Genomic DNA, 18,012 nt, shown 5'->3' with positions numbered 1-18,012 from the left:
TCCGCCGTCCCCGGCCCTTCGGCGCGGCCCTGACGCCCGGATGCTCAGGGCGTTTTCACGCATACCTTCCCGGAAATCCCGAGGGAGTCCCAGGACTTTCCTGACTTCCGTGCGCGGGCGCAGGTGTAGACGCTCAGGCCGTCCGTGCCCTTCATGGTGGACGCCTCCACCTCCACCTTGATGCGCACCGGTTTGCCCTCGCCGCAGTTCGGGTCGCAGTCATTGCTGGCGGTCCAGCCCTCGCCCCTCGCCGTGGGGCGTCCCCAGCTCTTCCATTCGATGCCCTGAATGGCGAGGTTCGACCCTACGAACATACGGCTCGGCGCCACATAGAAACCGTGTCCCCCGCCCTGTACGGAGGCGTCGCCTGAAAGCGTGTCCGTGTGCAGGCAGGGGTCGGCCATATCGGAGTTGAGGCATGCTTTCTCGGCGATGGGCGGCTGTGGAGAGGGCTTCACCGGCACCAGATCCGAGGGGACGAGGTCCGCATATACCAGAGAATGGTCCGTGTAGGCGGCCTTCACATTGATACCGGACGGCCTTGTCTTCGCACGCCGGTCGAGCCAGATGTAATCGAACTTCTTCCTTGATCCGCCCTTTCCGTGCTCTCCGAGTTGCGTGGGCTCACACCCCCCGGCGTTGGTGTCCGAGCGGCAGTTCGGGTCCGCGTCCCACCACGGTCCCCACAGCGGCTTCAGCTCGGGGGCGGAGGGCTGGGCGTTGAAGTCGCCGACGATGACGGTCGGGCGGTCGTCCTGGGGCGGCGGTGCCACGGAGGCTCGGAGTTGCTTCACGTCCGCCGTGCGCGCGGCCGCGTCCCCCGCCTGCGGGAGGTGGGTCACCACAAGGCGCGTGTCCACACCGTGCAGGCTCGTATGCGCCCAGACGTACCCGCGCTTCTCGCTGCTTCCGGCGTCGTAGTTCGCTTGTCCCTGCTCTGTGACCTCGGGCGCCACCAGGATGTAGTTCCCGAATGTCCCGTCATGGCATCGGTAAAGCGAATTCAAGGTGCCGGTCGGCCCTTTCACGATGTGGTAACCGAGATCGTACTTCTCCTTCAGCCGGTCTGCGGCCTTGGTGACCTCGTCCCCACACGCCTCCTGTAGTCCGATGATCTCCGGTCGAATGCCTTGGATGACATTCGCTATGGCCTCCGACCGGTCCACCGCGCATGTGCCGCAGACGTTGAGCGTGGCGATCCGTCCTGACACGACACCGGCGCCCTTCTTGGCGTCATTCGTGTCGTCCGTGTCGTTCTTGCACGCACCGGCGGATGCGGTGATCAATAACACCGAGGCCAGTCCGGCCGCAAGGCGGAATATCCTCTTCATCCTTCCCCCGTCCCCTTCTGTCGCACTCTCGTAAGTCGCGGTCCAGATTCACCGGTTATTCCAACGTGGGGGAGCCACAGGGCACTGTCAAGGGATGCTCTGGCCGGTTGCACTCTTGGCACATTGGCGGGGATTCTCGTTACATTGCTGCTTTCCGGAGCCCACGCGGGTGCGCCCGGCCGCCGACACCCCGCGCGCAAGCCCCCGGCAAGGATCTTCATACGCCCGCAACGGAATCTTCTCGACAGGAGCGGGCGGGCGGTGCGACGCTCCCGGCATGCATACCTCCGCTCGTACCGTGCTGCCCCTGGTCGTGGCAGGCGCGGCCCTCGTCATGGCGGGCTGCGCGCCCGAGCCGTCCGCAAGCGACGGGGCCGACGGAACCGACGGTGTCGGCGCCGGGCCGAGCGCCGTCTCCTGCGACAAGGGGAGCCTGCCGGCCAAGGGCCGGGGGAAGCTGACGGTCGGCACGGACAAGCCCGCGTACGCGCCCTGGTTCCAGGACGACGACCCGGCGAACGGCAAGGGCTTCGAGTCCGCCGTCGCCTACGCCGTGGCGAAGTCGCTCGGTTACGGAAAGGACCAGGTCGTCTGGCAGACCGTACCGTTCAACAACTCCTTCTCACCGGGCGAGAAGAAGTTCGACTTCGACATCAACCAGGTCTCCGTGAGCGCCGAGCGCAAGCGTGCCGTCGACTTCTCCTCCGGGTACTACACGGTGCGGCAGGCCGTCATCGCGCTGAAGTCGTCCCCGTATGCGAAGGCGAAGGACATCGCCGGACTGAAGAAGGCCAAGCTCGGTGCGCAGATCGGCACCACCAGTCTGGACACGATAAACGACCTGATCAAGCCCGAGCAGAAGCCGGCCGTCTACCAGAAGAACGACTACGCCAAGTCGGCGCTGAAGAACGGGCAGGTGGACGCGATCGTGGTGGACCTGCCGACCGCGTTCTACATCACGTCGTCAGAGGTGAAGGACGCCGCGATCGTCGGGCAGTTCCCCGATGTGAGCGGCGAGGCCGAGCGGTTCGGGCTCGTGCTCGACAAGGGCAGCCCGCTGACCTCCTGTGTGACCGAGGCCGTCGACGGGCTACGCAAAGACGGCACGCTGGCCGCGCTGGAGAAGCGGTGGCTCGCGGACGCCGCCGACGCGCCGGTGCTCAAGTGACCGCCGGGCCCGTCCCCGAGGCGCCGCCCGAGGCCCCCTACACCCCGTCGGCGCGGCGGATCGCGCGCGAGCGGTACAAGCGGGGCCTGGCCCGCCGCTCCACCGGGATCGCCGTGCTGTCCACGGCCGTCACGGCCGCGGTGCTGTACGTCGTCGTCACGGGCTCGCCCGGCTGGCAGCGCACCCGCGAGACCTTCTTCGACGGGCACTACGCGCGTGTCGCGCTGCCCGACGTGCTGCGCGGGCTGCTGCTCAACCTCGAACTCCTCGGTGTCTGCGGGGTCTGCGTGCTGGTGCTCGGCATGCTGCTCGCCGTCGCGCGCACCCTGCGCGGCCCGGTGTTCTTCCCGCTGCGCGCGCTGGCCACCGCGTACACGGACTTCTTCCGCGGCCTGCCGCTGATCATCTGCCTGCTGATGGTGGTGTTCGGGGTGCCCGCGCTGCGGCTCCAGGGCGTCACCACCCGCCCGGTGGTGCTGGGCGGCGCGGCGCTCGTGCTCACGTACTCGGCGTACGTGGCGGAGGTGCTGCGCGCCGGTATCGAGTCCGTGCACCCCTCGCAGCGCGCCGCGGCACGCTCGCTCGGGCTCTCGAACGCCAGGACCCTGCGGTACGTGGTGCTTCCGCAGGCGGTACGGCGCGTGGTGCCGCCGCTGCTGAACGACCTGGTGTCGCTCCAGAAGGACACCGGGCTCGTGTCCATCGCGGGCGCCGTGGACGCGGTGTACGCGGCGCAGATCATCGCGAGCAAGCACTTCAACTACACGCCGTACGTGATCGCGGGCCTGGTGTTCGTGGCGCTGACGATCCCGATGACCCGGTTCACCGACTGGGTCACGCGCCGGATGGACAGGCGGCGGGCGCAGGGAGGGACGGTATGAGCCAGGACCCGGCGGGAGCCGGCGGCGCCGCGCTGCGCAAGGAGCCGGTGGACGCCGCGCCGCCGAAGGGGCCGGCGGACGCCCCCGCCCGGCCGGAGGCCGCCGCCGCCCGAGGAGAGGCCGCCGCCGCTCAGGGGGAGCCCGGGAGCGGCGCGGCCGTCCTGCGGCTGGAATCCGTCCGCAAGACCTACGGGCGCGACCGGGTGGTGCTGCGCGACGTCTCGCTCGACGTGCCCCCGCACACCGTCACCGCGCTCATCGGCGCCTCCGGGTCGGGGAAGTCGACGCTGCTGCGCTGCGCCAACCTGCTGGAGGAGATCGACGACGGGGCGATCTTCCTGGACGGGGCGGAGATCACCGACCCCCGGGCGGACGCGGACGCGGTGCGCCGCAGGATCGGCGTGGTGTTCCAGTCGTACAACCTCTTCCCGCACATGACCGTGCTCGGCAATGTGACGCTCGCGCCGCGCCGGGTGCTCGGGGTGGCGCGCGCGGAGGCCGAGGAGGCGGCGCGCGCGCTGCTCGGCAGGCTGGGGCTCGCGGACAAGGCGGACGAGTACCCGGACCGGCTCAGCGGCGGCCAACAGCAACGGGCCGCGATCGTCAGGGCGCTCGCGGTACGGCCCCGGCTGCTGCTGCTCGACGAGATCACCGCGGCGCTCGACCCCGAGCTGGTCGGGGAGGTGCTCGCGGTGGTGCGCGACCTGAAGGCGGACGGCATGACGATGGTGCTCGCCACCCACGAGATGGGCTTCGCCCGGGACGTCGCCGACCAGGTGTGCTTCCTCGACGGCGGCACGGTGCTCGAACGCGGCGCCCCCGCCGAGGTGTTCGGCGCCCCGCGCGAGGAGCGCACCCGGCGGTTCCTGGCCCGCCTTGTGGCGGCCGGGCGGCTGTAGGCCCGCCGCAGACCGGCGCCGCGGGCCGCCGCGCCGCCCCCATACGGACCCGGTCTCAGGGCAGTTCGGGCTCCGGGGCACGGGCGGCGGCGGCGAGGCGCAGGTCGGGGACCTCGGCGCGGATGCCCTCGGCCGCGGCGCCGGTGAGGCCCGCGTCGGTGACGAGGACGTCGAAGGCGCTCAGCGGCGCGATCTTGTACAGGCCGAACGTGCCGTACTTCGACGCCCCCGCGACCAGGACGGACTGCGCGGCGGAGGCCATCGCCGCGCGCTTCACCTCGACCTTGTCCTGGGAGGGCGTGGTGACGCCCCGCAGCAGGTCCCAGGAGCTGGCGCTGACGAAGGCGATGTCGAAGGCGAGCTGACGGACGGTGGCGGCGGCGAGCGGGCCCACGCTGGAGCGGTTGTCGGGCTCCACCCGGCCGCCGACGTGCACCACCTCGATGTGCCGGGCCTGGCCTAGCTGTTCGACCGCGTTGAAGTCGTTGGTGACGACCGTCAGCGCGGCGTGCTCGGTGAGCACCGGGATCATGGCGAGCATCGTCGTGCCCGCGTCCAGGTAGACGGTCATGCCCTCGTGCACCAGGGTCGCCGCCTCCCTTGCCATGGCGTGCTTCTCGGACTGCTCGACGAGGGACTTGGCCTCGAAGCCGGGCTCCGAGCGCATCCCGTTGGCGATCCGCACGCCGCCCGGCACGGAGTAGACGAGGCCCTGCTGCTCCAGCTCCGCGATGTCCCGGCGGACCGTCATATGGGAGACACCGAAGAGCTGGGTGATCTGCTGGACGCTCAGCACCCCCTCGCGCCGCAGGTGCTTCAGCAGCGCCTCGCGCCGCTGGTCGGGGATCAGCGGGGGCCTTTCCTGCGAGGAGGTCACGCGGGTACTCCGTCTCGTGTGCGGCGGCCGACGGCCGCGTCGCCGTCCATTGTCCGCCGTGTGTCCGCCGTGCGGCGGCGGGGCATCGGCGGGCGTCAGTCCACCACCGTGCTCAGCAGCAGGATGCCGCCGAGGCTCAGCAGGGACTGGAGGGACAGCATGAGCGTCCAGGTGCGGAACGTCTGGGCCACGGAGAGCTGGAAGTACTCCTTGAACATCCAGAACCCGGAGTCGTTGACGTGCGACAGCATGACCGCGCCCGACGCCGTCGCCAGCACCAGCAGCTCGGGCGAGAGCCCGGGGTAGGAGCCCATCAGCGGGGCCATGATGCCCGCCGCCGTGACGGTGGCGACGGTGGCCGAGCCCAGGCAGATCCGCAGCAGCGCCGCGACGCCCCAGGCCAGGACCAGCGGGGATATGGACCAGTGGGAGGCGTTGTCGGAGATCACCTTGCCGACGCCCGTCGCGGTGAGCATCTCGCTGAGCGCGCCGCCCGCGCCCAGGATGAGGATGATGGTGCCCGCGGGGCCGAGGCCCTTGGACGTCATCGTCCGTAGCTGCTCGCGGCCGAACCCGGAGCGCACGCCGAGCGCGAAGAACGCGAAGACGACGGCGATCGACAGGGACAGCACCGGGTTGTCGCAGAACTCGAAGACGGAGTGCGCCACGGAGCCGTCGGAGACCTGCCCCTTACCGAGGGTGCCGACGAGCATCAGGGCGGCGGGCAGCAGCACGGTGACCAGCGCGCAGGCCAGCGAGACGGGCCTGCCGGGGCGGGCGGGCTCGGTCTTCTCCTCGGGCATCGGGCCGCCGTCGCTGAGGTCGGGCGCGGGGCCGAACCAGCGGCTCAGCACCCGGGTCAGCACGGGCCCGTTGACCACGGCGATCGGGATGCCGACGGCGAGCCCGTACAGCAGGGTCAGGCCGGTGTTGGCGTGGTAGGTGCCGATCGCGGCGGTCGGCGAGGGGTGCGGCGGCAGCAGGCCGTGCGAGATGTAGAGGCCCGCGGCCATCGGCAGGCCGACGTACAGCAGATGGGTGCCGGTGCGCCTGGCCGTCGCGTACACCAGCGGGACCAGCATGACGAAGCTGACGTCGAAGATGTGCGGCATGCCGATGAGGAGGGCGGCGGCCGTGATCGCGGTCGGCACCCACTTGATCGGGCGGGCCCCGATGAAGGAGGTGGCGATGCGGTCGGCGCCGCCCGAGCCCAGCAGGATGCCGCCGAGCACGGTGCCGAGGCCGATGATCGGTCCGGTGTCGCTGAGCGAGTCGCCGAAGCCCTTCTCGAACGCGTCGACCGTACCGCCGGGGCCGAGTCCCGCCGCGAGGCCGAGCCCGAGCGCGGCGACCGTGAGGGCGAGGAAGGGCATCAGCCTGACCCTGGTGATCAGCAGCACCAGGACGACGATGGCCACCGCGGCCATGATCACGTGTTCCATGCCGGTGCTCATCGGCGCGCGCCCTCCCCCGCGGTGGTGCCCTGCGCCCCTTCGGCCCCTGCATGCCAGGCGTGCAGCAGGCCGGGGTCGGCGCCCGCCAGGTCGTCGAGCCCGATCAGCTCGCCCGCGGCGACGGGCCGTGCGACACGGGTGTCGGCGGCGAGGTAGAGCGGGGCGGTGTCGGCGGGCGCCTCGTCGGCGCGCAGCAGTACGGCGCGTACGCCGGTGACGTCGTGGTGGTGGCCGCCCATCGTCAGGGTGTCGCCGACGGCCAGGTCGTGGCGGGCCCGTCCGGCGAGGACCGCGGCGCGGCGCGGGTGCCGGGCGCCGGAGGCGCGGCCCGCGGCGGCGGCGCGCAGCGTGTCGGGGGCCTCCACCCCCATCAGGTGGTACGGCAGGTAGACCGCGGCGTGGCTGCCGTCCCGGCTCAGGACGTGGCCCTTGTCGGCCAGCATCCGCCATGTTTCGGCGTCGTGGGTGCGTACGACCGCGAAGACGCCACCGGCGAAGGACGCCTCGCCGGGCAGCCGCAGGGCGCGGAAGACGTCCACCGCGCCAGGACGCCGCAGGACGCCGCCGTGCTCGCGCGGCGCGTACACGTCGGCGAGTTCGGCGGGGCGTGCGACCGGGTAGTGCAGCGACTCGGTGTCGGGTCCGAAGCCGGTGTGGTCGGCGACGACGGCCATCTCGCAGTAGTCCGCGGTGGCGCCGACGGGCAGCGCCCGCACGGCGCGGGCGCGGGCCGCCAGGGTGGCGCGCGGGTCGTCGCCGAGGTCGAGCAGGCCGGTGAGGCCGGGCGCGGGCACGGTGGTGTCGAGCTGGGTGACGGTGCCCGCCGCGGGGTCGAGGACGAGGTCGTACTCGCTGGACTTGCCGATGGCGACGACGTCGAGGCCGAGCCCGCGCAGCCGGGCGACGAGGCCGATGAGGTTCGCGGGCTGGTCGCCCTCGACGGGCGTGTGGACGAGGCCGCGCGCGGCGGCGGTACGGGCCAGGTGGATTCCGGCGACGGAGTCCACCTCCTTGCTGACCATGGCCACGTGCCGCCCGGCGGCGAGCGCGGCCTCGGCCGTCGCCAGCCCGGCCGCGGGCCTGCCGGTGGCCTCGACGAGCACGTCCCAGTCGGCGGCGGGCAGCGCGCCCGCGTCGGCGGTGACGGCGATCAGGCCCGCGGCCGCGGCCCGCGCCACGGCGTCGGCGCCGTCGCACACCGCGAGGGTGCCGGTGTCGTGGCCGAGCGCGGCGCAGAGGGCGACGACCCGGTCGGTGTCGAGGTCGCACAGCGCGACCGGCGCCAGCCGGGGCAGCAGCCGGCTCTGGGCGAGCAGGGTGCGGGCGAAGCCGCCGGCGGCCCCGGTCAGCGCGTACCTGACCGGCGGGCCTCCGGCGGCTGGTGACTGGTCGCGCACGTTCATCGCGGACTCTCCTCGTCGGGGTTTCACGACAGCGGGGCGAAGAACGCGAGCGAGGGACGCGTTGGCGACCGCCGATTAACGCAAACTAAACACGTCTTCACGCATGCGTCAATCCTGTTAACATAGTTTCACATCCGGGTGGTGTGGCAGCCTCTCTCCGCCCAGGGAACGCACCCGCCGGGCGACCGATCAGGAGGACCCATGCCCCAGCTCGCGGCGATCGCGGACGACTTCACAGGAGCGACGGACCTGGCCACCATGCTCGTCACGCGCGGCTTCAGGACCGTGGTCACGGTCGGGGTCCCCGAGGGGGGTTCCGGTGACGCCGTGGCCGGGGCCGACGCCGTCGTCGTGGCGCTGAAGTCGCGCACCGCGCCCACCGCGCGGGCCGTCGCCGACTCGGTCGCCGCGCTGCGCGCGCTGCGCGCCGCCGGGTGCGAGCGCTTCTACTTCAAGTACTGCTCGACCTTCGACTCGACCCCGCGGGGCAACATCGGGCCCGTCGCCGACGCGCTGCTCGACGAACTCGGCGCGCCAGGCACCGTCGTGGTGCCCGCCTTCCCCGCCACCGGCCGCACCGTCTACCGGGCCCGCCTCTTCGTCCACGACGACCTGCTCGACGAGAGCCCGATGCGCGACCACCCGCTCACCCCGATGCGCGACTCCCACCTCGGCCGGCTGCTCGCACCCCAGACCGTGCGCCCGGTGCACCAGGTGCGGCACGAGACGGTACGCGCCGGGGCCGACGCCGTCCGCGCCGCGCTGGACGAACCGCGGGCCCGCGGCGCCCTCACCGTGGTCGACGCCACCACCGACGACGACCTGCGGGCCATCGCCGCGGCCACCGCGGGCATGCCGCTGGTCACGGGCGCCGCGGGGCTCGCCCTCGGCCTCACGGGGCCGCGCGGCGGCCAGGGGTCCGCGCGCGCCCGTTCTGCGGGCCGCGGCCCCGGCGCCATCCTGTCCGGCAGCGCGTCGGCGGCCACCCGCGCACAGGTCGGACACGCCAGAGGGCTGCTGCCGTCCCGCGCGGTTGACCCGGAGGCGCTGCGGGCCGGCCTCGACGGGGCCGTCGCCGGTCTCGTCGCCTTCGTGACCGACTGCTGGCGTGCCGATCCCACGAGACCGCCGCTGGTCTACGCCGCCGCCGAGGAGACCGCGGTGCCCGGCTCCGCGGGCCACGCCGACGGCGCCGGTACGGCGCGGCTCGTGGAGACGGCCCTCGCGCGCTGCGCCACCGCGCTGGTCGCGGCGGGCGCCCGCCATCTGCTGGTGGCGGGCGGCGAGACCTCGGGCGCCGTCGTCACGGCGCTCGGGGCGCGCGCCCTGCGCATCGGCGCGCCCCTCGCGCCCGGCGTCGCCTGGGCGCACACCGAGGCGACCGTGGACGGCGCCGCGCGGCCGGTCGACCTGGCGCTGAAGTCCGGGAACTTCGGCGGCACCGACATGTTCACCACGGCCTGGGGGGCGCTCTCGTGAGCACGCCGCGGCAGGACCTCGTCAGGGCGGGGGCCAGGCTCAGGGGGCTCGGCCTCAGCCCCGGCGCGTCCGGCAACCTCAGCGTCCGGGTGGCCGACCGGGTGCTGATCACACCCACCGGCTCCGACCTCGGCGACCTGGACCCCGACGGCCTCACGGTCCTCGACCTGGAGGGCGGGCACCTGGCGGGTCCGCGGCCCTCGAAGGAGTTCCCGCTGCACACGGCGTTCTACCGGCGCGCCCGGGACACCGCGGCCGTCGTGCACCTGCACTCCCGCAGCGCGACCGCCGTGAGCTGCCGTCCCGCCTGGTCGCAGGGGAGCGCGGTGCCGCCGCTGACGCCGTACTTCGTGATGCGCGTGGGGCAGACACCGCTCATTCCCTACGCGGCCCCCGGAGACCCGGGCCAGGCGGCGGCCATCGAGGCGATGCCCGCGGCGTTCCGCGCCGTGCTCCTGGCGAACCACGGCCCCGTCACCTCCGGCGGGGACCTGGCGGCGGCGGTCGACGCCGCGATCGAGCTTGAGGAGGTCTGCACGCTCCTGCTCATGCTGTCCGACGGCGAGCGGCGCCTCCTGACGGCCCCGGAGATAGCGGAGCTGACCGGGCGCTACGGCTCCGACTGGGATCTGTGAGCCGGGGGCGAACCGGGGGCGCCGTGTGATGAGGCGGGACGCACGGCGAAGCGCGGCGGGACGCGGCGAGGCGAGGTGGGCCGGGCGCGTACACCGCCCGGCATCCGCCCCCGCCGCACCCCGCCCCGCCCCGTGGCGCCTCAGCCCCGAGGCCCCACCGAGAGGACCTGGCCCGTGACCCCAGCCCCCGCGGGGGACGCGAGGAAGGCGACCGCCGCGGCCACCTCGGCGCGGCGGCGGGCGGTCTCGGCCTCCGTGGGGCCGTTCAGATGGCCGGGCGAGACCGCGTTCACCGTGACGCCGTCCTGGGCGCACGCCTCCGCGAGCGACAGGGTCAGGCCGACGAGGCCGTGCTTGGCGGCCGAGACATGGACCCTGCGGGGGTCGCCGCGCAGGGCGTTGCCGCCGATGACGTTGACGATCCGGCCGCAGCCCGCCGCCCGCAGCTCCGGCAGCGCCGCCCGCACACAGCGGAACGCGCCGTCGAGGGTGATGTCGAGCGCGCGGCGCCAGTCCTCGAAGGACAGCTCCGCGACCGGGACCCGGGTGCGCACCGAGGCGTTGTTCACCAGGACGCGCAGCGGGCCGAGTGCGGCGGCGCGCGCCATCATCGCCGCCACCTGCTCCGCGTCGGTGACGTCGGCGGCCACCGCGAGCGCGGGCACCGAGAACGCCTCGGCCTCCTTCGCCACCGCCTCGGCCGCCGCCAGGTCGGCCCTGGTGTTGACGACCACCGCGTGTCCTGACTCCGCCAGCGCGAGCGCCATCGCCCGGCCGAGGTTGCGGCCCGCGCCGGTGACGACGGCCACGCCCCGTCTCGGCTCCGAGTGCCCCGTCATGCCGTGCCTCCCGCGGTGCGCCGTACCAGATCGCCGAAGTCCGCCAACTCCTCGGCCGCCCAGCAGGTGGCGAGGAGTTCACGGGCGGGCCCGGCGCCGAGACGCGGGGCGGCCGCGTCCAGGAACTTGGCCTCGATGTCGGCGTCGGTCATCGGGTTGCCCGGGGTGCCCTTGTTGTGGGCGACGGTCTCCTTCAGCACCTTCCCCGAGGCGAGCGTGACCGTCACCTCGGCGCCCCGCTTGCCGACGCTCCCGTCGGCGACCACCCGTACCAGCTCGGCCGCCGCGGCGGTACGGGGGTCGAGGGCCCCGGCGTCGGTGAAGTGGCCGAGACCCGGACGTGCCGCGGTGAGCGCGACCGCGGCGCCGTGGGTGAGGCTGAACTTGGCGTCGAGGCCGGTGCGCGGGCGCACCTTGCCCGTGACCGTCGCCGCGTACGGGTGCACCCGGGCCTCGACCGAGGCCACCTCGTCCGCCGTGAACCCGTACCGCTCCCGCAGCGCGAGCACCGCGTCCAGGGTGGGGTGGGTCAGCGAGCCGCTGGGGTACGCCTTGTAGCCGTTCGCGAGGAGGTGCCAGCGGGTGCCGAGCCCCTCGGTGAGGGGCGCGGTGGTGGGCGCGGGCGCCATGACGGCGAGGAAGCCGCGGGGGCCCTCGACGATGGTGGACGCCGAGGTGAAGCCCTCGTCGGCGAGGACCGCGGAGAGCAGCCCGTCCATCGCCGCCTTGCCCGGGTGCAGCGCCTTGCAGTCGGTGCCGTACACCTCCTTCAGGCCCGCCGCCTGGGTGCCCGCGCAGCCGAGCGCGTACGCGGTCTGCTCCGGGGCGAGGCCGAGCAGCCTGGCGCCGCTCGCCGCGGCGCCGAGGTGGCCCGTGGTGCCGGTGACGTGCCATCCGACCTCGTAGTGCCCGGGGCCCGCGGCGATGCCGACCCGCGCCTCCGTCTCGAACCCGGCGACGAACGCGGCGAGCGCCGCCGCGCCCGTGACGCCGTACTGCTCGCCGAGCGCGAAGACGACAGGCCAGACGGGCGCGCTGCCGTGCACGGTGGTGTCGCCCGGGTTGAACGTGTCGTCGTAGTCCTGGAGGTGCGAGGCGAAGCCGCCGAGCAGGGCGGCGTAGGGGGCGGTGGCGCGCTCGGGGCGGCCCACCACGGTCGCGGTGGAGCCGGGCGCGAGGCGTGCCGAGGCCCGGTAGAGCGCGTCGGTGGGCGGCTCGCCCGCGCCCGCGAAGGCCGCGGCGAGCCAGTCGACGAGGGCGCGCTTGGCCTCGTGGACGACGGCGCCGGGGACGGCGGGGAGGGCGAGCCCCGCGGTGAAGGCGGCGAGTTCCGCGGTCGCGCCCGGCGCCTGCGCCTGCGCTTGGGCCTGGGCCTGCTCCCGGGCCTGTTCCTGGGCCGCCGGTGTCTCCGCCGTCATTTCTGCACCAGGCCGAGTTCGTCGACGAGCTTCTTGAGCTGCTTCTGCTGCGCCTCGATGAGCTTCTCGAACTGCGGGGCGTCGAGGAACCGGGTGATGTCCCCGTTCTGCCGCGCGTAGTCCTTCCACCGCTTGGTCTTCACGAGCTTGCCGAACTCCTTCTGGTAGTACGCGAGCGCCTTCTTCGGCATGTCGGGCGGGCCGACGAAGCCGCGGAACTCCTCGGGGAGCCCCGAGGTGTCGAAGCCCTGCTCCTTCAGCGTGGGCACCTGGGGGAACGCCGCGACGCGCTGGGTGGCGACCACCGCGATGACCCTGATGTGGCCCGCCTTCACCTGCTCGGAGAAGTCGTTGGTGGCACCGATCATGAGCTGTGCGTCGCCGCGCAGCAGCGCCGCGATCCGCTGGCCGCTGTCGCTGAAGGTGAGGTACTTCCACTTGGTGCCCGTCCTGGCCTGGAGGGCCTTGCCGGTGAGGGAGTCGGTGGCCGTCACCGAGCCGCCGACCTGCACCAGCTTGTCGGGCTGCTTCTTCGCCGCCGCGATCAGGTCCTTCGCGTCGTGGTACGGGGACTTGGCGGGGACGGCGAGGAGCTGGGGCTCGGTGAGCACCCCCGCGATGGGCTGGGTCTCGTCGACGGAGACGGAGGCCCCGTCCAGGGTGAGCGGGGTGACGAGCCAGGTCGGGGTGACCGCGGCGATGCTGTCCACCCGGCCCTTCCTGCCGATCAGATAGGACATGGCGCCGATGCCGGAGCCCTCCGGCTGGTTGCGCACCGGCCAGTTGTCCTTGATGAGGTCGTCCTGCTGCATCAGCTTGACCACCTGGCGCGCGAAGACGTCGCTGCCGCCGCCGGGGCCCGTGTGCACCACGACCTCCGTCCTGTTCGGCACCCCGGACGACGACATGCCGCCGCGTTGCAGCCCGCAGCCCGTGAGGGCGAGCGCGGCGGCGGCCGCCACCGCGAGACAACGGGTACCTCTGCGCATGACGTGTACTCCTCTCCCCGCCGGGGCCCCGCCCGCTCGTCCGGCGGGCGGGGCCCCGGGCTCACGGGGCGTTGGTCGGTTCCGTGGTACCGGTGGGGGCGGTGTCGGGGGCGTCGGGCCCCCCGGGGTTGCCGGACGTGCCGTCGGCGCCGTCCTGCTCCGCGGCGGGGACCGCCGGGGGCCGCGGCACGGCGGCCCGCCTGCGGCGGCCCGTCAGCACGAGGCCCACGACGACCACCGCGGCGATGGCGAGCACCGTCGCCGAGATCGGGCGCTCCACGAAGATGGTCGGGTCGTTGTCGGAGAGCACCAGCGACTGCCGGATCGCGTTCTCCGCCATCGGGCCGAGCACGAACGCCATCAGCATGGGCGCCGCTGGCACCCCCACCTTCCTGAAGACGTAGCCGAGCAGCCCGAACCCGGTCAGCATGAACACATCGAGCATGGAGCTGCGGACGCTGTAGACGCCGACGACGGCCAGCACCAGGATCGCCGGATACAGCACCCAGTACGGGATCTTCAGGATCTTCACCCAGATCGGGATCATCGGCAGGTTGAGGATCAGCAGCGCCACGTTGCCGATGTAGAGGCTGGCGATCACCGGCCAGCCGATCTCGGGGTGCTGGGTGAACAGCAGCGGCCCCGGCTGGAGCCCGTACAGCAGCAGCGCGGCGAGCATGACCGCGGTGGACGCGGTGCCCGGCAGGCCCAGGCTGAGCAGCGGGATCATCGCGCCGCCCGACTCGGAGTTGTTGGCCGCCTCGGGGGCCGCGACGCCCTCGATGGCGCCCTTGCCGAAGTGCTCGGGGTGCTTCGAGGTGCGCTTGGCGAGGGTGTAGGAGAGGAACGAGGCCACCGTGGAGCCGCCGCCGGGCAGCGCGCCGACGATGAACCCGAGCAGCGAGCCCTGCGCGATCGCGCCGCGGCTGGTGCGCAGGTCGTCCCTGGTGGGCAGCAGTTCGCGGATCTTGCGGGGGACGGTGAACAGCGGGCGGCCCATCTTGGTCTCGACGTTGATCAGCACCTCCCCCACGGCGAAGAGGCCGACGCTGAGGGTGATGAACTCGATCCCGTCGGAGAGGCCCGTGTTGCCGAAGGTGAAGCGGGTCTGCCCGGAGAAGATGTCCACGCCGACGGTGGACAGCAGCAGCCCGAGCGCCATCGAGATGAAGCCCCGCAGCGGCGACTCGCCCGCCATCATGATGACCAGCAGCAGCGCGAACGCCATCAGCGCCGCGTACTCGGGCGGCCCGAAGTCCACCGCGAGCTTCGCCACCAGCGGCGCCGCGAAGGTCAGCGCGACCACGCCGAAGGTGCTCGCGATGAACCCGGAGATCGCGGACATGCCCATGGCGGGACCGGCCCGCCCCTTTCTCGCGAGCTGGTGCCCGTCGATACAGAGCACGACGGATGACGGCTCGGTCGGGATGTTCAGCAGGATCGCGGTGGTGGAGCCGGCGAACTTCGCCCCGTGGTAGATCCCCGCCATCAGGATCAGCCCCGTGGCCGGGGGCAGGCTGGTGGTGAGCGGCAGCAGGATGGCGAGCGTGGCGGGCGGCCCGAGCCCCGGGAGGATGCCGATCAGGGTGCCGATCACCACGCCGACCGCCACCCAGAACAGGTTGAGCGGGCTGAACGCGGCTCCGAAGCCGTCGAACAGGTTCTGGAGTGATCCCATGTGTCTCGTTCCTTCTCCGGTCTTCGGGGTTGCCCCCCGGGCCGAAACGCCGTGGCGGTGGGGCCGCGGCCCGGGTGCGCGGGGCCGCGGCGCGGCGACTTCGTGGCTATGAATCGCCGAACAGGGAGCCGGTGGGCAGTTCGACGCCCAGCAGGTAGGCGAAGACCCCGTACACGGCGAGCGGGATGAGGACGATGGCGAGCACCGCCCGCAGCACCCGTATCCGCTCGACGGTGAAGAGCAGGTACGCCACGAGCAGCCCCATCGCGGCGAGGAAGCCGAGCAGTTGGAGCAGCGCGACGGCGGCCGTGAAGCCGGCCCATACCCGGCCGGCGCGCAGCAGCCTGCGCGGCTCGAAGCCGTCCCCCGCGTCGGCGGCCCCCCCGCCCTCGGCCGGGTCCCCCGCGGCGCCCGCTGCGGCCGCCTTGGCGGCGGGGCGGTGCAGCACGTTCACCGCCACGAGCAGCACGCCGAGCACCAGGAGCGCGGCGGCCGAGAGGTCGGGGAAGAAGCCGGGGCCCGGCTCTCCGTGCTCCCCGAACATGTCCAGGTCGGCCCCTTCGACCAGCGCGAACGCGCCGAGCGCCGCCGAACACAGTCCCGTCCCGATCTGAGCTTTGCGCACGGCGCCCTCCGTGTTCCGTGGTGACAGCGGTCATCGGTTGTCGGGGCAGGACCCGGGCGTGCGGCGCCGCGGGCCCTGCCGGGTTCGTCACCAGCAGGCGCCGAGCCTGAGCCCGTCGGGCGGGGTGTCCTGGCCGGGTGACATGAGTGCGAACAGGCCCCTGCGGCCCTCGAAGGCCAGCGCCGACGAGGTGAATCCGTGCCGGGCGAGCAGCGCGGCCTCAACCGCGTCGGCCGCCGCCTTGCCCGCCCTGAGGTCGCCCGCGGGGGTGGACTCGGCGGCGGCGAGCCCGGCGGCCTGGGTGGCGCAGAGCCCGAAGAGGTGGCGCAGCCGCGCCGCGTCGAGCCCGAGCAGGCGTCCCGCCGCGGCGCCCGCGCCCACGGTGCCCGCGGTCCCGGCGAGCGACCAGCCCGCCGCGGAGTGCGCGGCGCCGAGCGCGGCGGCGGTGGCACGGGCGACCTCGATGCCGACGGCGACGGCGGCCACCAGTTCCTCGGGGTCCGCCGAATCCTCGGCATTCTCGGAGGTCTCGGAGGTCTCGGGGCCCGGCTCCTGCCCCGCGTCCCGCGGGCCGGGCCCCTGGCCCGTTGGCGGCGCCGCGTCCGCCCCGGTACGGGGCGCGAGCGCGACGGCGGCGGCGCACACCGCGGCCCAGTCGGGACCGGACCCCGGCGCCGCGGCGGCCGCCGTGCCCAGCTTCCACGCGGTCCTCGTCGGGTCGGCGCCCGCCGCCCTGCGGGTCCCGGCGAGGGCCTCGTGCAGCGCCCGTACGGCGGGGGCGGCGGCGCCCTCCTGAGCGGCGGCGCGGAAGGCGGCCAGCGCCCCGGCGGCCTGTTCGAGCGCTTCCTTGGGGGGTTTGGCCGTACGGACGAAGTCCACGGCCTGCTCGGTGGCGCTCAACGCCGGCCCTCCTTGGTGTCGGCGCGCTCGGCGGGCGCGGGGGTGTGCGCGGGGGGCGCGGTGTCCCCCGGGCGGACGGCCGCGACCAGCTCCGCGGGGTCGGCGGCGTCCGCGAGGGCGTCCACCGCGCGCCTGAGGGTGTCGGCCGCGTCGGGGCCGAGCACCGGCGCCACCAGGCCGCGCACCTTGGCGTGCAGCTCGTCGTCGGTCAGCGGCCTTTCGAGGCTGCCGCGGGCGTGCGGGATGTGCACGGTCACCGGTTCCGCGCCGCGGCGCTCGACGGTGATGGTGGCGGCGTCGCGCGCGCAGTCCTCGCTGGGCCGCAGCGTGGTGAGCGACCGCAGCCGCACCGCGTCGGGCGCGACCGCGCGCCCGTCGGCGAACTGCGGCAGCCCGACCTGCCCGTCGAGCAGCCCCACGGCCACCGCGTGCCGGGCGCTGAACCTGGCCTGGAGCCCGTCCGCCGGCTGCTCCCTGCCCATCAGCTCGGGCACCAGGGGATGGCAGACGAGTTCCACGGCGGTGATCGCTTCAGGGTCGCCGACCTGGGGCGACGCGGCGACGGCGGCGTCGATGCCGGGGTGCGCCACGATGCCGCAGGGGTACGGCTTGAACGCGTTCTTCTCCAGCTCCCAGGGCCCGTCGAAGCCGTCGGTGAGCCAGTGCCCGTCGAGCGCGTCGCTGAACACGGGCAGGACGCCGCGCTCGCCGAGCGGATCGTGCGGCGCCCCGATCCCGGCGGCGGCGAGCCGTGCGGCCAGCAGCCCGTTGGCGGCGGCCTTGCCGGGGTGGAACGGCTTGGTCATGGAGCCGAACGCCTCGCGGTGCCCGAGGACCATGTCCCCCGCCAGGGCGAGCGCCGCCTCGGTGGCCCCGGCGTCGAGGCCGAGCAGCAGGGCGGCGGCAGCGGCGGCGCCGAAGACCCCGCAGGTGCCGGTGATGTGCCAGCCGCGGTCGTAGTGGCTCGGCGAGACGGCGTTGCCGATACGGAGCTGGGTCTCACAGCCGAGCGCGAACGCGGACAGATAGCGGGCGCCGGGAGCGTCGATTTCCGGCCAGAGGGCCAGCACGGTGGCCATGGTCGCGGCGCCGGGGTGGATCACCGTCGCCAGATGGGTGTCGTCGAAGTCGTCGAAGTGCGCGGCGGTGCCCGCGATCACGGCACCCCAGTGCGCGTCCACGGTCTCGCGGCGGCCGGGCACGGCGACGCCGCCCGCCGCCCCGAGTTCCCGCGCCGTGGCGAGGGCGGCGTCCACCGCCGGGGTGCGGGCGGCGCCCACCGCGGTGCCGAGGACGTTGTAGAGACTGCGGCGCGCCGCGCTCGCCACCGCGGGGGGCAGCGGCGCGGCGTGCGCGTCGAGGAGTCGGCGGCTGAAGGCGTACGCCGCCGAGCGTGAGGTGGTTCCCTGAGGCATGGCGGGAAACTAAGGGCCAAA

16 protein-coding genes are annotated in these 18,012 nt (G+C 73.7%); 5 read left to right on the top strand and 11 right to left on the bottom strand.

Annotation, left to right across the window (positions count from 1 at the left end):
- Positions 1-44: 44 nt before the first annotated feature.
- Positions 45-1,331 carry an endonuclease/exonuclease/phosphatase family protein gene (locus tag ACIBIW_RS20560; protein WP_399338107.1) on the bottom strand — a complete coding sequence of 429 codons (1,287 nt, stop codon included), beginning with the start codon at positions 1,329-1,331 and terminating at the stop codon, positions 45-47.
- Positions 1,332-1,608: 277 nt separating this feature from the next.
- Here ACIBIW_RS20560 and ACIBIW_RS20555 point away from each other — a divergent pair, with 277 nt between their 5' ends.
- Genes ACIBIW_RS20555 through ACIBIW_RS20545 form a run of 3 tightly spaced genes read left to right on the top strand, consistent with a single transcriptional unit; the run spans position 1,609 to position 4,279 of the window.
- Positions 1,609-2,499, top strand: coding sequence for an ABC transporter substrate-binding protein (locus ACIBIW_RS20555; protein ID WP_399338105.1), 891 nt, complete (start codon positions 1,609-1,611; stop codon positions 2,497-2,499).
- Entirely contained in the window at positions 2,496-3,380 is an 885-nt protein-coding gene (locus tag ACIBIW_RS20550) for an amino acid ABC transporter permease (RefSeq protein ID WP_399338103.1), read from the top strand. The genes ACIBIW_RS20555 and ACIBIW_RS20550 overlap by 4 nt, the downstream gene beginning before the upstream one ends.
- Complete coding sequence (locus ACIBIW_RS20545; RefSeq protein WP_399338101.1) at positions 3,377-4,279, top strand: amino acid ABC transporter ATP-binding protein; 903 nt, start codon at positions 3,377-3,379, stop codon at positions 4,277-4,279. Before ACIBIW_RS20550 ends, ACIBIW_RS20545 begins: the two co-directional genes overlap by 4 nt.
- Positions 4,280-4,334: 55 nt before the next feature.
- Here ACIBIW_RS20545 and ACIBIW_RS20540 read toward each other — a convergent pair whose 3' ends face one another.
- The 3 genes from ACIBIW_RS20540 to ACIBIW_RS20530 all read right to left on the bottom strand — a co-directional run bounded on the left by ACIBIW_RS20540 (position 4,335) and on the right by ACIBIW_RS20530 (position 8,013).
- Complete coding sequence (locus tag ACIBIW_RS20540) at positions 4,335-5,156, bottom strand: DeoR/GlpR family DNA-binding transcription regulator (protein WP_399338099.1); 822 nt, start codon at positions 5,154-5,156, stop codon at positions 4,335-4,337.
- Between the two features lie 95 nt (positions 5,157-5,251).
- Entirely contained in the window at positions 5,252-6,610 is a 1,359-nt protein-coding gene (locus tag ACIBIW_RS20535; protein ID WP_399338097.1) for a gluconate:H+ symporter, read from the bottom strand.
- On the bottom strand, positions 6,607-8,013 hold the full coding sequence (locus ACIBIW_RS20530; RefSeq protein WP_399338095.1) for a homoserine dehydrogenase: 1,407 nt from the start codon (positions 8,011-8,013) through the stop codon (positions 6,607-6,609). Before ACIBIW_RS20530 ends, ACIBIW_RS20535 begins: the two co-directional genes overlap by 4 nt.
- A gap of 201 nt (positions 8,014-8,214) precedes the next feature.
- On the opposite strand from ACIBIW_RS20530, the gene otnK reads away from it, so the two are divergent.
- Both otnK and ACIBIW_RS20520 read left to right on the top strand, forming a co-directional pair.
- On the top strand, positions 8,215-9,492 hold the full coding sequence (gene otnK, locus ACIBIW_RS20525) for a 3-oxo-tetronate kinase (RefSeq protein WP_399338093.1): 1,278 nt from the start codon (positions 8,215-8,217) through the stop codon (positions 9,490-9,492).
- On the top strand, positions 9,489-10,127 hold the full coding sequence (locus ACIBIW_RS20520) for a class II aldolase/adducin family protein (protein WP_399338091.1): 639 nt from the start codon (positions 9,489-9,491) through the stop codon (positions 10,125-10,127). Before otnK ends, ACIBIW_RS20520 begins: the two co-directional genes overlap by 4 nt.
- 140 nt (positions 10,128-10,267) lie before the next feature.
- Here ACIBIW_RS20520 and ACIBIW_RS20515 read toward each other — a convergent pair whose 3' ends face one another.
- The 7 genes from ACIBIW_RS20515 to ACIBIW_RS20485 form a co-directional block, all read right to left on the bottom strand.
- Positions 10,268-10,966, bottom strand: coding sequence for an SDR family NAD(P)-dependent oxidoreductase (locus ACIBIW_RS20515; RefSeq protein WP_399338089.1), 699 nt, complete (start codon positions 10,964-10,966; stop codon positions 10,268-10,270).
- Entirely contained in the window at positions 10,963-12,384 is a 1,422-nt protein-coding gene (locus ACIBIW_RS20510; RefSeq protein WP_399338088.1) for an MmgE/PrpD family protein, read from the bottom strand. The genes ACIBIW_RS20515 and ACIBIW_RS20510 overlap by 4 nt, the downstream gene beginning before the upstream one ends.
- On the bottom strand, positions 12,381-13,373 hold the full coding sequence (locus tag ACIBIW_RS20505; protein WP_399338086.1) for a Bug family tripartite tricarboxylate transporter substrate binding protein: 993 nt from the start codon (positions 13,371-13,373) through the stop codon (positions 12,381-12,383). Before ACIBIW_RS20505 ends, ACIBIW_RS20510 begins: the two co-directional genes overlap by 4 nt.
- A 61-nt stretch (positions 13,374-13,434) precedes the next feature.
- Positions 13,435-15,051: a tripartite tricarboxylate transporter permease gene (locus ACIBIW_RS20500; protein WP_399338084.1), complete on the bottom strand. Its 1,617-nt coding sequence runs from the start codon at positions 15,049-15,051 to the stop codon at positions 13,435-13,437.
- A gap of 106 nt (positions 15,052-15,157) precedes the next feature.
- Positions 15,158-15,676 (bottom strand): tripartite tricarboxylate transporter TctB family protein, encoded by a 519-nt coding sequence (locus tag ACIBIW_RS20495; protein ID WP_399338082.1) that lies wholly within the window; start codon positions 15,674-15,676, stop codon positions 15,158-15,160.
- An 87-nt stretch (positions 15,677-15,763) separates the two neighbouring features.
- Positions 15,764-16,576: an MmgE/PrpD family protein gene (locus ACIBIW_RS20490; RefSeq protein ID WP_399338080.1), complete on the bottom strand. Its 813-nt coding sequence runs from the start codon at positions 16,574-16,576 to the stop codon at positions 15,764-15,766.
- On the bottom strand, positions 16,573-17,991 hold the full coding sequence (locus tag ACIBIW_RS20485) for an MmgE/PrpD family protein (RefSeq protein WP_399338078.1): 1,419 nt from the start codon (positions 17,989-17,991) through the stop codon (positions 16,573-16,575). The genes ACIBIW_RS20490 and ACIBIW_RS20485 overlap by 4 nt, the downstream gene beginning before the upstream one ends.
- Positions 17,992-18,012: the final 21 nt, after the last annotated feature.

Origin of the sequence: Streptomyces sp. NPDC050560, assembly GCF_044457285.1 — a bacterium.
Taxonomy (GTDB): Bacteria; Actinomycetota; Actinomycetes; order Streptomycetales; family Streptomycetaceae; genus Streptomyces.
Note: the sequence above shows the minus strand (reverse complement) of the source record. Positions and strands in the feature narration are given on the sequence as shown.

Coding starts and splice junctions, on each gene's coding strand:
- ACIBIW_RS20560 (WP_399338107.1), bottom strand. CDS start 1,331: ATGAAGAGGATATTCCGCCTTGCGGCCGGACTGGCCTCGGTGTTATTG.
- ACIBIW_RS20555 (WP_399338105.1), top strand. CDS start 1,609: ATGCATACCTCCGCTCGTACCGTGCTGCCCCTGGTCGTGGCAGGCGCG.
- ACIBIW_RS20545 (WP_399338101.1), top strand. CDS start 3,377: ATGAGCCAGGACCCGGCGGGAGCCGGCGGCGCCGCGCTGCGCAAGGAG.
- ACIBIW_RS20535 (WP_399338097.1), bottom strand. CDS start 6,610: ATGAGCACCGGCATGGAACACGTGATCATGGCCGCGGTGGCCATCGTC.
- ACIBIW_RS20530 (WP_399338095.1), bottom strand. CDS start 8,013: ATGAACGTGCGCGACCAGTCACCAGCCGCCGGAGGCCCGCCGGTCAGG.
- otnK (WP_399338093.1), top strand. CDS start 8,215: ATGCCCCAGCTCGCGGCGATCGCGGACGACTTCACAGGAGCGACGGAC.
- ACIBIW_RS20515 (WP_399338089.1), bottom strand. CDS start 10,966: ATGACGGGGCACTCGGAGCCGAGACGGGGCGTGGCCGTCGTCACCGGC.
- ACIBIW_RS20510 (WP_399338088.1), bottom strand. CDS start 12,384: ATGACGGCGGAGACACCGGCGGCCCAGGAACAGGCCCGGGAGCAGGCC.
- ACIBIW_RS20505 (WP_399338086.1), bottom strand. CDS start 13,373: ATGCGCAGAGGTACCCGTTGTCTCGCGGTGGCGGCCGCCGCCGCGCTC.
- ACIBIW_RS20500 (WP_399338084.1), bottom strand. CDS start 15,051: ATGGGATCACTCCAGAACCTGTTCGACGGCTTCGGAGCCGCGTTCAGC.
- ACIBIW_RS20485 (WP_399338078.1), bottom strand. CDS start 17,991: ATGCCTCAGGGAACCACCTCACGCTCGGCGGCGTACGCCTTCAGCCGC.